This window comes from Verrucomicrobiota bacterium, assembly GCA_016871535.1.
GTDB lineage: Bacteria > Verrucomicrobiota > Verrucomicrobiia > Limisphaerales > SIBE01 > VHCZ01.
The window spans coordinates 1-12,641 of sequence record VHCZ01000179.1 but is presented as its reverse complement, the minus strand read 5'-3'; the positions used below and the strand labels follow the sequence as shown (position 1 = coordinate 12,641).

Sequence of the window (12,641 nt, the reverse complement as noted above, 5' to 3'; positions counted from 1 at the left end):
GACTTCGTCTTGGGCGGCTCTTTGGCCTCCGAGCGGCATGAACTCCGTGGCTCCCAAGCCGATCTCCCTGATTGCTGCGTTTGGTCTTCCGGCCATTCTGTCTCCAACTCTGGCGTGGGGCGTTCTCGACGATTTCAAAACGGGGCGTGACAAAGCGGCGGTGGCGTGGCAGATGATGCGCATGAGATTAACTTTGTGTTCATTCTTGGCGGCTACTGCGCTGGCCGCGGCAACCGGTTACGCGCAGGTGGAGAAAAAAGATGTGAAAACGGACGACAAAACTTCAGCTCCGGCACCGGGATTCACGGATCCCGCCAAGCTCACGGAAAAGGCGCCGGAAACCTTCAAAGCGCAATTCGACACAACCAAGGGCAAGTTCACGATCGAGGTGACGCGGTCGTTGGCGCCCAATGGCGCGGACCGCTTCTACAATCTGGTCCGGTCGGGTTACTTCACCGATGTTCAATTCTTCCGCGTCATTCCCGGGTTCATGTGCCAGTTCGGGATTCACGGGGATCCGAAAGTCGCCGCCGCCTGGCGTGGCGCCAGGATTCCTGATGACCCCGTGAAAAGCAGCAATACGCGCGGCGCGATCACGTTCGCCACCGCCGGGCCGAACACCCGCACCACACAGTTGTTCATCAATTTTGCGGACAACCAAAGGCTCGACGGCATGGGTTTCTCTTCCTTCGGCAAAGTGGTCGAGGGAATGGACGTGGTGGACAAGATCAATGGCGAGTATGGCGAAGGCGCGCCCCGAGGACGGGGACCCGATCAAAGCCGCATCCAGGCGGAAGGGAACGCCTACTTGAAGAAAGACTTCCCCAATCTCGACTTCATCAAGTCTGCCTCGATTGTCGGCGGCTCGGGGACTTGATCAAAGTCCGCTGGACCGCCTCCACGCACCAAAGTTCATGAGCACCATCAACGAGGTCGCCGCCATCCAAACGACGTGCGGCGAAATGGTGATCGAGTTTTGGCCGGAGGTTGCGCCGCTGACCGTCGAGAATTTCAAGAAACTGGCGCGGGAAGGTTTTTACGATGGCACCACGTTCCATCGGATCGTCAAAGGCTTCATGATTCAGGGAGGCGACCCGTTGAGCCGGACGGACGATCCGTTGGTCGGCACGGGCGGTCCGGGCTACACCATCAAAGCCGAGTTCAACGACCGGCCCCATCTCCGAGGCGTGATTTCCATGGCGCGATCCGAAGAGCCCGATTCGGCCGGCAGCCAGTTTTTCATTTGCCTGGACGACGCGAGTTTTCTCGACGGGAAATACACGGCGTTCGGCCAGCTCATCCGTGGCCACGGCGTGTTGGATCGCATCGGACAGACCCCGACGGGTCCGGGAGCAGGCGGAGAAACCAGCAAGCCTCTGACACGAGTCGTGGTCGAGAGCGTGCGGATCATGGCAGGGTCCGGAACTGGAGCGGTGGAGTAATGGAGTGATGGGGTGATGGGGTGCTGAACTCCACAACTCCAACACCCCACTACTCCCTTACTCCGCTACTCCCCCGCTCCCCTCCGCGCCTTCTTCACAATCGTGACGAATTCCCCGGCAAGGCGCGTCAATTCCGGCCAGTTCTTTTCCTGCAATAATTTCCCAGAGACGAGAGACGAACCCACCCCCAGCGCGGCGCAACCTGCTTTGATGAATTCCGCGGCTGTGTTCAAATCGACGCCGCCTGTCGGGACGATCCGCAAATGCGGGAGCGGCGCGCGGATCGCTTTGATATAGCCAGGCCCTAGACCGTCCGCCGGGAAAAGTTTGACGAAGTCCGCGCCCAGCTCATGCGCCGTCTGCGCTTCGGTCGGCGTGTAAGCCCCCAGCATAACGGGCCGATCTGACGCGTGCGCGGCTTCGACGATCTCGGCCTTGGTGATCGGGCTGACGACGAATTCCGCTCCAGCCCGGATCGCGTCGCGGCACGTACGGGCGTCCAGGACGGTGCCCACACCAATCAGCGCGCGCGCGCCGAGGTGTTGCGAAGCTTCTTCAATAGCTTCAATGGCGTTGGGCGTGGTCAAGGTGACTTCGACGGCGATCACGCCGCCTTGAACGAGCGCTTCGGCGAGGGGGAGGACCTGCTCGCGTTTTTGCGCTCTGACGACCGCGATGACGCCTGGGTTGGTCAGCAGCGAGATGACTTCAGATTTGCGTCGCATTGGAAACAAAGTTCGGATGACGAATGACCGAACGTCGAAAAAATGTCGAATCCCAAATCTGCCCGGCCACGTAACCAAACCCGCGCCTTGCCCGTCTTCAGCGTGGACACCGGACAGAGCGCAAAGTTTTGGACACCGATAGCCGGAGCTGGCCAGTTCGCAGCGCAGAGTTGCTCTTCGCTGCCAGGCAAAACCGAAATCTGAATGCGTATTAACCGCCCGACAAATGAAATGAAGCCTCCAATCCACAATCCCAGAAACAGAATCACTCCTTCGCGAGCGATTGCCTCCAGCCAGTTGAGTCTGCGAATGTTCGTTCTGCTCGCCTGCGGCGTGAGCTTGTCCCAAGTCGTGACGACAGCGGCCCAGACCGCGGGCGAGATCAACTGGCCCCAGTGGCGCGGGCCTCTCCAGAACGGCGTCGCACCGCACGGCGATCCGCCCACGGAATGGAGCGAAACCAAGAACGTGAAATGGAAGGTAAAAATCCCGGGCGAAGGCGATTCCACGCCCATCATTTGGGGCGATAAGATATTCGTCGTGTCGGCCATCCCGACCGGGAAAAAGCCCGCCACGGCAGCCGCGCCCGCGGCGGCTCCGCCGCCGGCGGAATCCAGCAAACCTCCCGGCGGACGCGGTGGGCGAGGCGGCCGAGGCGGCATGGGCGGCGGACCGCCGAACGAGATTTATCAGTGGACGGTCTTTTGTCTCGACCGCGCCACCGGAAAAGTGCTCTGGCAAAAGGTCGCCCGCGAAGAGGTTCCCCATGAAGGCCGCCAGCCGAACAACACTTACGCGTCTTATTCGCCGGTCACCGACGGCGAACAGCTTTACGTGTCGCTCGGTTCGTGGGGAGTTTATTGCTATGATTTGAATGGGAATCTGAAATGGGAACGTGATCTCGGAGACATGAGCACGATCATGGGCTTCGGGGAAGGCGGCTCTCCGGCGGTGTACAAGGACAAGCTGATTATCAATTGGGATCATCTGGGCGACGACTTCATCACCGCCCTGGACACGAAGACCGGGAAGACACTTTGGAAGACGGATCGCAACGAGCCCACCACGTGGACCACGCCGCTCATTGTCGAGCACGGAGGAATCGCGCAAGCCATTGTGGGCGCCACGGGCAAAACCCGCAGCTATGACGTTGCGACCGGCAAGCAGATTTGGGAATGCGAAGGTCTCACCCCCAATGCGATTCCGAGTGCGGTCACCGGACATGGGATGGTGTTTGCCATGGCTGGTTTCCGGGGCAACAAGCTTCTGGCCGTTCGGCTGGGCGGGACGGGCGATCTCACCGGCACGGACGCCATCGTGTGGCGGCACGAGCGAAGCACGCCGTACGTCCCTTCGCCGTTGCTCTACGATGATCTGCTTTACTTTTTCGCAGCCAACAACGCCATGCTCTCTTGCTTCGAAGCGAAGACGGGCAAACCGCTGATCGACGCCACGCGGATCGAGGCGCTACAGGGAGCCGGACAGGGAGGCGACGTTTATGCCTCGCCGGTCGGCGCTCGGGGCAAGGTGTTTCTGGTGGGGCGCAACGGAACGACGCTGGTTGTCAATAAATCAGAAAAACTCGAACCGCTCGCCACGAACAAGCTGGACGACCGCTTCGACGCTTCGCCGGCAATTGTCGGCAAGGAGTTGTTCCTGCGCGGTCGGGAAAACCTCTATTGCCTGGCGGAGAAGTAAAGCGATCCCGACATGGGGCGAGTCCGTCCCGGCGGGCCATGTCCGACGTATTGGGAACACGTTGGAGGCGGCGCGCTGAGACAGGCTCGCCCTACCGAAGTCAAACCGAGAATTGCTGGCCAGCCAAGCCCGCCATCCGCGGCTTGCTCTTTTCCCGATCTCGGTTTATTTCGTTTCCGGAGCAGGCTGTGTTGCTCCGAAAAACGTATGGGGTCGGAACCAGTAGCGCCACAACATCGAATCCCAGGCTATCGCAAACCGCTGCGATTGCTGCGGGCAAACCTGGCAGAAGACCAACCCCTGGACGCCAATCTGGTCAAGGAGCATCTCCTCGCGTTTGTGTTGAAGCTGCAAGAAAAGTACCCCTTCAGATTTGCTGTCGCGTATCGCGGCCTGGATAGCGAATTGAACAAACAGGCCCAGGAGAGATTGACGACGCACTTCCTGTTCAGCGCGATTTCCGAAATGTCGGCGCTGGACTCCAAATTGAAAGAACTCGTCTGGCTGCTGGGCCGGCTGCTGAGCAAACAAATCGGCAAAGGCGGCGAGAATTTCCGCCCCCACGAATTCAGTCCAAAAGAAAGAGCGCTGGCGCAGGAGATCGGCGAAAGCAGTTTCGAGGAACTGATCCGGAAGGCGGAGGAGTTGTCGCTCGCGATGAAATTCAAAATCGGCCCCGTGAACTCCGCCGAGCATGTGCTCGCCTGGTCGTTCCGTTACCTGCGCCAATTGCTCAAAGCCGCGAAATGGGAGAGCATCAAACGCGGCGCCGAGACGAAACCGCGTTTAGGCTAGAGCCTGTCCCAAACTACTGATCAGTAACGTGCCGCAGCCGCTTCGAGGGGATCCGCCGGGGTTTGCGCGACCTCCTTCGGCAAGGTTGCCCGGACATTGGCCACGCCGAGGTGGGGGACTTCGTCTTTGCTGTTGGCGAGTTTCTTCAGGGCCGCCTTGATGTTGGCCAGCAGCTTGAACCCGGCGTCTCTTTGCTTTTCATCCGCGATCAAATCCTCGGCCGTGCGCAGGGAATTCACAATGCCTTCAGCGGAAAACCGGTCGGTTTCCGCCCGCTTGAGCACGGTGTGAATCAACATGGACGCTCCGGTGGCGAAGAGGTTCTGCCCTTTGACTTCGAACACTTCCAGCGACCGTTTGACGACAAAGTCCCGCTCGTACCATCGGAAGCTGACGAAACCGTGTGTTTCATGGGCCTTCAGATGGATCAGAGCGTTGGAGGAGCCGAGGTTGCGCCGCACGTGGCAGATGAGTTGTTCACAGGTTTCGATCATAGGACATGGTGAAGGCAGTGCCGCTGTTTTGAACAATTCTGGGACTCTTAAGAACGCCCCTAGATTAGATTAGCGCGGCATCCGCCCGGCCTCCTACGAGAAACGCTGGTCTATAGACGACATGTGTGGTCTGGGAGCGACATGCAGCGCGTGTGCAGCGCCAGCAAGCCGATCACTCTGGCTCGACTCCAGCCATGAGGCGCAGAAGGCGGGACTGGGAGAATTCATCGCGGTTGAGTTCGCCCATGATCCTGCCCTCCTTGAGCACCAGGATCCGGCGGCACAGGTTCATTAGTTCCGGCAGTTCGGATGAGATAACAAGAATCGCCAGCCCTCGGCAGGCCAGTTCGTCCAGCAAATGATGAATCTCCGCTTTTGCGCCCACGTCGATGCCTCGCGTCGGCTCATCGACAATCAGAATGTCGCAGTCTCGCGCGAGCCATTTGGTCAAAGCGATCTTCTGTTGATTGCCGCCGCTGAGCGAAGCAATCGGCGCTTCCAGAGACGGGGTCTTGACCCGGAGCTGGTCCGCATACCGCCGGGCGAGCACTTGTTCCCTTTCAGCCTGAACAAATCCTTGCTTCACCAACCGATCGAGCACCGCCAAAGACATATTTTCACGGCAATTCATGGTTAGAATCAAACCCTGGCGCTTCCGGTCTTCCGGCACTAATCCGATCCCTGCCGCCAACGCCGAGGTCACCGATCCCAGGGGCAATTCCCGGCCCCGCACGAGCACTTTGCCGGAGGCGGCCGGGTCGAGGCCGAAAATCGCCAGGGCGGCTTCGCTCCGTCCGGCGCCCACCAGGCCGGCGAAACCCAGGACTTCTCCGGCGCGCAAGCTGAAGGTGATTCCCCAAAATCGGCCCGGCGAGGCGAGTTTCTCAACTCGGAGAACTTCGTCTCCAGGCGGCCGACTGAGATGGTTCGGCGCGAAGGCGCTCGCCTCGCGCCCGATCATTTGGTGAATGACGCGCTCGGGGTTGGTTTCGGAGATTTTTTCCGTCGCCACGTGGCGTCCGTCCCGCAGAACCGTGACCTGATCGCACAGACGGAAGATTTCCTCCAACCGATGGGACACGTAAATCACGGTGATGCCGCGCTGTTTGAGGTGCGTTAGAAGCCGGAACAAATGTTCGCTTTCGTGAGCGGACAGCGAGCTGGTCGGCTCATCCATCACGATGATCCGCGCGTCCGTGCCCAGCGCGGCAGCGATCTGGACCATTTGTTCCTGAGCCGTGGAAAGCCGGTGGATGGGGAGGTTCACGTCGATCTCCGCCTCGATCTCCCGCAACATGGCCCGAGCCTGGTCGCGCATGCGCGGACGGTCCAGCCAGCCGCCGCGCCGCGGCAAATCGCCCAGGCAGAGATTTTCCGCCACGGTCAAATTCGGGCAGAACGCCAGTTCCTGGTGCACCATCGCAATGCCCAGTTGGCGTGCGATGAGCGGATTGGCGGGGTGAATGATCTTCCCATCCAGGCGAATTTCTCCTTCGTCTGCGGTGTAAACTCCGGCCAGGATTTTTCCCATCGTGCTCTTGCCCGCTCCATTTTCACCAATGAGGGCGTGGCAGCTCCCGCCTTGAACCTCGAAGCTGACACCATCCAAGGCCAGCACGCCGGGGAAACGCTTGGTGATGTTGTGGAAGGAAAGAACGCTCGGAGGTCTCATTGGCTTCACCGGATTGCTCGGAGAAGACGCTTGGGATGCGCGACAACCACGACCGTCAGATCTGCATCTTCAAGGGCCAGCCTGAGGGCATCCTCCTCAATATCCAGGAGATGCCTGTCAAACGTTGTCAGGACTGCAATGCCCGCAACGGCGGTCTCAGCCAGGATACGTGCGTCGCCCAGTTCTCTTTCCGGTAAAAGCGCTCTTAAGATCAGTGATTCTGCAAAACGCACTGCAATGGACCTCGCGATTTCGGACAGATCAAATGGCTTGATGCTCCAATCACGCATCTTTGAGAAGACGACTGAGCAGAGTCTCTTTTCGCTCGGAGCTCCATAGCGTTCCAGCCATCTTAACTCGGCAACTACGCGCGGGGCGATGAGGAGTTCGTAACCTCGGGCTCGAAACACCTCCAGGAAATCCAATGCAACGTCGGCGGCGTCTGCGATTTCAAGCAGAACGTTCGTGTCCAGCGATAGCTTTCTTTTGGGGTTGCCCTCCATAGACCCGAACCATTCCTTCTCGAAAAAGCTCTTCCACTTCCACCTCACTCATGGAGTGCATCGCACTGCGCGCACGTTCAGCGGCCCGAATTGCACGGCTTTGAATGGGAGAACGGCGTGCCTTCCTGGAGGGTCTCGTTTTCATGAGGATGAAGATCGAATTGAACTCGCGTGCACGAATCAAAACCTAAACACAGACGAGGATTCTGGCAAGCACTGGCACCATGGGACCATTGGACCATTACTTCGGCAGCCACTTTTCCCAGTTCTTGGCAAACTGCTCGACGTTCGTCTTCGTGACCGGGATCAAGGGGCTGACATCGTGCAACGCGGACGGGTTCTTCTTCAAATGAATCTTGTTGATCAGGTGTTCCGCCGAACGGTAGCCCCACTCGTAAACCTGCTGGGCCAGCAACATCTGCACGTGGCCGCTTCGGAGGTAAGCCAATTGCGGCGGCAACGCATCGACGGAAACGCACTTCACCGTTCCCGGCGGCCATTTCAGCGCGTTGTCCGTAAACAGCGGCCAGCCGCCAATCATGCACCAACCCGCGATGTCCGGGTTGGACTGCATCACTTGCTCGACGCGCGCCGCGGCGTCTTGCGGCGTTTCCTTGTGGTAATAGGTGTCGCGGATTTTCAGGCCGGGATATTTCTTGGCCGCGCTCTTCGCGCCGGCCACGCGCTTTTGCAGGTTCGGGGCGTTCGGGTTTCCAGCCAAAATCGCCACGACGCCTTTGCCGCCCATGATCTTGGCCAACTCCTCCATCGTTTGCTCGCCGCACTTGAAATCATCCACGCCGAACGTGACGAAGCGCTGGCTCGCGGGCGCATCACTGTCGAACGTGGCCACCGGCACGCCATTCTTTACCGCCGAATTGATCGCATCGGTCAGCTTGTTGGCGTCGGAGCAACTGACGGCGATGCCATCCGCGCCGCTGAGGACGAGTTGCTCGATCGCGTCGGCTTGCTTCTGGGCATCCTCGTCATTGGGCGTGCGCCAGTCGATCTTGATCGAGATGCCGTGCTTTTTGCCCAGATCCTTGGCGGCATCTTCAGCGCCGACGCGCGCGGCCTGAAACACGGGATTGCTCTGCGATTTGGCTACCAGGCCGAGAGTGTAGGATTTCTTTTGCGCCCGGGCGTGGACCGAGAAACCGAGCATGATGGAAAAGAATGCGGCGGTAGCGAGAAAGGTGCGTGTTTTCATGCGCGAAAGAGTAAGGACAATTCACTCGTTGTCAAAAACTGATCCCTTTACATCTCGGCGGCCTCTGTGGAACCCTTCGTTTCCATGAACACGACGGTAGGGCGAGCCTGTCCCCAGCAAGCCGTTTCGGACGTGTTGCACGCACGTCGAGTGGCTCGCCGGGACGCGCAAAACCTTGCTTGAAAACCTTCCATGAAAACAGTCTTCAATAGCCTTCTCGTCCCTCTTGCCGGAATATTGATCGCCACCTGGCAGGCGACCGCCGCCGAAGCGCCCGCGCCGCGAAGCCGGGCCGAAGTGGAAGCCGTGCTGGCGCGCACGCCGCGACCGGATGCCAACGCCTCGTTGCGTCCGCTGCACGTGTTGCTGGTCGCCGGTCCCAAGGATCATGGACCGGGCGAGCACGATTATCCGGCGTGGCAAAAACAGTGGGCGGCCTTGCTGGCCAAGGCGCCCGGCGTCCGGGTGTCCACGGCGTTTCCTTGGCCCAAACCGGAGCAATGGGAGGGAGTTGATCTGGCGGTATTTTACCTCAAGACCCGATGGGACGCGCAGCAGCTTGCTGAAATCCAGCGGCACCAGGCGAAGGGTGGCGGGGCGGTGACCATTCACTGGGCCATCGGCTGCGATCAAGAATGGGAAAACCACGCGCAGCATTTCGGGCTTTCGTACAAAGCCGCGTCCTATCGGCACGGTCTCACCGAACTGCGCCTGCCCAACCCGGAACATCCGCTCCTCCTGGGGTTGCCGCGCTCGATGCGTTTCGTGGACGAACCGTATTGGCCATTCATTGGCGACCGGTCCCGCATCACCGTGCTGGCTACCTCCGACGAAAAGATCAACCAGGGCGACGACCGGCGGAAGAATCCCGGCGACGCAACGGTCGAGACGGTGCCGGTATTCTGGACTTACGAACCGCCAGGGACCAAGGCCCGCGTGTTCGTCTCGATCTTTGCCCATTACATGTGGACGTTTGACGATCCGTTTTTCCGCCTGATGCTCCTGCGCGGCATGGCCTGGGCTGCCAAAGAGAATCCGTATCGGCTCGACTCACTGGCGTTGGAAGGCGTGAAGCTGGCCGGCAGCGTGCCACCCGGCGCCAGCTCAGCGCAGAGAATCATCACCCCACCTGTGGTCCAATCTGCGGACGACACGGTGTATGCAGATCGGCCGTATTGGTACAAGCCCGGACATCCGCTGAATCCCGCCCACTCCTCCACGATCACAACGTTGCCCGGCTTCAAAGCGGAACGAATTTTCACTGTGCCCGCTGATGGCGGTTCGCTGACCGCGCTGGCTGTGGACCCGCAAGGCCGTTTGCTCGCCGCGACGCAGCATAACCCGGGCATCTACCGCATCACTCCGCCAGCGATCGGGAATGCCGGCGCGGAAACGAAGGTCGAGAAACTTGGAGGCGCTGCGGCCGCCATCGGCTGGTCGCACGGGCTGCTGCACGCCTTCGACAGCCTTTACGTCACCGTGGCGGAAGGCAGCACCAATTCGCCAAAGAGGGGATTGCACCGCCTGCGGGATACCGACGGCGACGGCCAGTTCGATCAAAGCGAATTGCTCTTTGAACTCAAGGGCGGCGGCGAGCACGGACCGCACAATCTCGTCGTCAGTCCGGATGCCGAGTCGCTCCACCTGATGGGCGGGAACGGCACGTCGCTTCCGTCGGGCGTCGATTTGCGCCGTCCCTCAGCTATGAATGGCATCGACCGTCCCATGCCGCCCGGATTTGAAAGCGCCAAATACTCGGTCCAAGGCTGGGTGCTGCGCTTCGATCCCGCGGGCGGCCAGCGTGAGTTGATCACAAGCGGACTGCGCAACAGCTACGACCTCGCGTTCAACCGCGCGGGCGACCTGTTCACGTTTGACTCGGACATGGAATGGGACCTCGGCACGCCGTGGTATCGGCCGACGCGGATTTGTCACCTCGTCAGCGGCGGTGAATTCGGCTGGCGCGAAGGCTCGGCCATGTGGCCGGAATACCTGGAAGACAGCATGCCGCCCGTGGTGAACATCGGCCCCGCGTCGCCCACGGGCATTGTGTTTGGTTACGGCACGAAGTTTCCCGCGAAGTATCAACGCGCGCTCTACGCGTGCGACTGGACCTTTGCGACGATTCACGCCATTCACTTGCGGCCCCATGGCGCAAGTTACCGCGCCGAGGTCGAGGAATTCATCGGCGGGACCGGCTTGCCGCTGACCGACATCGTGGCCGGCAAGGACGGCGCGCTCTACTTCACCGTGGGCGGGCGGCAGCTCGGGTCGGCCATTTATCGAGTGCGTTATGTCGGCGACGAAAGCGTTGCGCCGGTCGGAAGCGAAGAGCTTTCTCCGGAGGAACGATCTCTTCACTCACTCCGCCGTGAACTCGAGGCATCGCACGGTCACAGTGATCCCGCGACCGTGAAGAAAGTTTGGCCGCACCTCGGTCACCCAGACCGGGCGATTCGCTTCGCCGCCCGCGTCGCGCTCGAAGCGCAGCCGGTCGCGGCCTGGAGGGAGCACGCCCTGGCCGAAACGAATCTCGATATATCGCTCACGGCCTTGCTCGCCCTTGCCCGCCAAGGATCGCCGGACGATCAGCAACGGGTCATCGCACAATTGAACAAGGTCAATTGGAGTTCCCTCACCATGAACGGCCCCCTCTCCCGTCCTACGGACACCCTCTCCCCCTCCGAGGGGGAGAGGGAACGGGAGAGGGGGCCGTTCGTGGGTTCAATGCGCGAAAAGTCTCGGTGGAATCTTTCCCCCAGCCAGAAACTCCGTGTCTTGCGCGCGTATGAACTCGCCTTCGCGCGCGGCCAGAAAGCCGTCGCTGGAACGCGAATCGCCACGGCGCAGCGACTGCGGCTGCACTTCCCCGACGTGGACGGCTCGGTCAATCGCGAACTTTCCCGCCTGCTCTGCTTTCTCGGCGACACGACGATGATCGCGCCGCTGCTCGAACGCATGGAGTCCGACACCGGCGATCGGCCCCTCCTCGGCTCGGGCTACTTCGTGCGCAATCCGAAATACGGCGCCGCCGTGAGCGACATGCTGCAATCCGCGCCGCGCCTCGAACGAATGCACTGCGCCCAGACGTTGCTCTGGCTCAGTGACGGCTGGACCAAGGAGCAACGCCGGCGATATTTCACGTCGATCGCCGATGCCGTGGCTCACTCCCGCGGCGGCCACGGATACCGCGAGTTCTGGGGCCGCATCCGTGAGATTGCCCTGAGACAAGTTCCGGACGATCAACGTGCCGAGTTCGAGGCCATCAACGTGCCCACAAAGGCGCTTGCGGAAGGATTGCCGGTGGCCAAAGGACCGGGCCGCGATTGGACCCTGGACCAGGCCTTGGCCATTGCGGGGCGCGGATTGACAGGCCGCGCTGCGCAACGCGGACGCACCGCGTTCGCTGCGGCCGGCTGCGTTCTTTGCCATCAAATCAATGGGGAAGGCGGCGCGATCGGTCCGGACCTCTCGACTTTGGGCCAGCGCTTCACGGTGCGCGACATTCTCGAAGCAACCATTCACCCCAGCAAGGCCATCCCGGACCAATATCAAGTCATGACACTCGAGTTGGCGGACGGACGGACTCTGTCCGGTCGCATCGCTTCGCGCGATGAGCACACGACGCGCATTGCCACGGACCTGATGCGCCCGACCGAATCGGTTGCCGTATCCAACGCCACGATCCGCAAGACCCTCGCGCAACCCGTTTCCACCATGCCCACCGGCCTTCTGAACGCGCTCAATGCGGACGAGTTGCTGGACTTGCTGGCTTATCTGAAAGGCGGCGCACTGTAGCCGTCTGGTTCCGATGGGGAGCGCACGCGCCTCGCCTGCCGTGGTCGGCGCCCTGGCCGACCACAACGGTGCCATCGAACAAGCGTCATCGAGCCTGGATCCGGCAGTTCACACCACGAAACACACCAAACACACGAAAGGGAAGGGACTTGAACTTGAAACCCTGATTTCTTTGCGGGGGTGCGACTTTTTCTGTCGGTCGCTCTGAGGTGATTTACCCCTCAAAAGAAAAGGGGAGGTGAGATGATTTGGCACTTGTACTTTTCTGTACTGTGTATAATTAAGCAGTTCGTGAAAACCAATT

General features: G+C 60.5%; 10 protein-coding genes. 5 read left to right on the top strand and 5 right to left on the bottom strand.

The window, feature by feature from the left end; genetic code table 11:
• The first annotated feature begins 181 nt into the window (after positions 1-181).
• Entirely contained in the window at positions 182-877 is a 696-nt protein-coding gene (locus FJ398_19685; protein MBM3840143.1) for a peptidylprolyl isomerase, read from the top strand.
• A 37-nt stretch (positions 878-914) separates the two neighbouring features.
• Positions 915-1,442, top strand: coding sequence for a peptidylprolyl isomerase (locus FJ398_19680; protein MBM3840142.1), 528 nt, complete (start codon positions 915-917; stop codon positions 1,440-1,442).
• 65 nt (positions 1,443-1,507) lie between these two features.
• Here the strand turns inward: FJ398_19680 and FJ398_19675 are convergent, their stop codons facing one another.
• Positions 1,508-2,167: a bifunctional 4-hydroxy-2-oxoglutarate aldolase/2-dehydro-3-deoxy-phosphogluconate aldolase gene (locus FJ398_19675; GenBank protein MBM3840141.1), complete on the bottom strand. Its 660-nt coding sequence runs from the start codon at positions 2,165-2,167 to the stop codon at positions 1,508-1,510.
• A 309-nt stretch (positions 2,168-2,476) separates the two neighbouring features.
• Here FJ398_19675 and FJ398_19670 point away from each other — a divergent pair, with 309 nt between their 5' ends.
• Both FJ398_19670 and FJ398_19665 read left to right on the top strand, forming a co-directional pair.
• Positions 2,477-3,865, top strand: coding sequence for a hypothetical protein (locus tag FJ398_19670; protein MBM3840140.1), 1,389 nt, complete (start codon positions 2,477-2,479; stop codon positions 3,863-3,865).
• A 207-nt stretch (positions 3,866-4,072) separates the two neighbouring features.
• On the top strand, positions 4,073-4,660 hold the full coding sequence (locus tag FJ398_19665) for a hypothetical protein (GenBank protein ID MBM3840139.1): 588 nt from the start codon (positions 4,073-4,075) through the stop codon (positions 4,658-4,660).
• A 20-nt stretch (positions 4,661-4,680) separates the two neighbouring features.
• Here the strand turns inward: FJ398_19665 and FJ398_19660 are convergent, their stop codons facing one another.
• From FJ398_19660 to FJ398_19645, 4 genes are all read right to left on the bottom strand, one after another.
• Entirely contained in the window at positions 4,681-5,154 is a 474-nt protein-coding gene (locus FJ398_19660) for a hypothetical protein (protein MBM3840138.1), read from the bottom strand.
• 172 nt (positions 5,155-5,326) lie between these two features.
• Complete coding sequence (locus FJ398_19655; protein ID MBM3840137.1) at positions 5,327-6,826, bottom strand: sugar ABC transporter ATP-binding protein; 1,500 nt, start codon at positions 6,824-6,826, stop codon at positions 5,327-5,329.
• 5 nt (positions 6,827-6,831) lie between these two features.
• The gene (locus FJ398_19650; protein MBM3840136.1) at positions 6,832-7,377 is read right to left on the bottom strand and encodes a hypothetical protein; all 546 of its coding nucleotides are present in this window, start codon (positions 7,375-7,377) and stop codon (positions 6,832-6,834) included.
• A 193-nt stretch (positions 7,378-7,570) separates the two neighbouring features.
• On the bottom strand, positions 7,571-8,539 hold the full coding sequence (locus FJ398_19645; protein MBM3840135.1) for a sugar ABC transporter substrate-binding protein: 969 nt from the start codon (positions 8,537-8,539) through the stop codon (positions 7,571-7,573).
• A gap of 192 nt (positions 8,540-8,731) precedes the next feature.
• Between FJ398_19645 and FJ398_19640 the strand changes: the two genes are divergently transcribed.
• Positions 8,732-12,337 carry a c-type cytochrome gene (locus tag FJ398_19640; protein MBM3840134.1) on the top strand — a complete coding sequence of 1,202 codons (3,606 nt, stop codon included), beginning with the start codon at positions 8,732-8,734 and terminating at the stop codon, positions 12,335-12,337.
• Positions 12,338-12,641 lie beyond the last annotated feature (304 nt).

Coding starts and splice junctions, on each gene's coding strand:
- FJ398_19685 (MBM3840143.1), top strand. CDS start 182: ATGAGATTAACTTTGTGTTCATTCTTGGCGGCTACTGCGCTGGCCGCG.
- FJ398_19660 (MBM3840138.1), bottom strand. CDS start 5,154: ATGATCGAAACCTGTGAACAACTCATCTGCCACGTGCGGCGCAACCTC.
- FJ398_19655 (MBM3840137.1), bottom strand. CDS start 6,826: ATGAGACCTCCGAGCGTTCTTTCCTTCCACAACATCACCAAGCGTTTC.
- FJ398_19670 (MBM3840140.1), top strand. CDS start 2,477: ATGTTCGTTCTGCTCGCCTGCGGCGTGAGCTTGTCCCAAGTCGTGACG.
- FJ398_19680 (MBM3840142.1), top strand. CDS start 915: ATGAGCACCATCAACGAGGTCGCCGCCATCCAAACGACGTGCGGCGAA.
- FJ398_19675 (MBM3840141.1), bottom strand. CDS start 2,167: ATGCGACGCAAATCTGAAGTCATCTCGCTGCTGACCAACCCAGGCGTC.
- FJ398_19645 (MBM3840135.1), bottom strand. CDS start 8,539: ATGAAAACACGCACCTTTCTCGCTACCGCCGCATTCTTTTCCATCATG.
- FJ398_19665 (MBM3840139.1), top strand. CDS start 4,073: ATGGGGTCGGAACCAGTAGCGCCACAACATCGAATCCCAGGCTATCGC.
- FJ398_19640 (MBM3840134.1), top strand. CDS start 8,732: ATGAAAACAGTCTTCAATAGCCTTCTCGTCCCTCTTGCCGGAATATTG.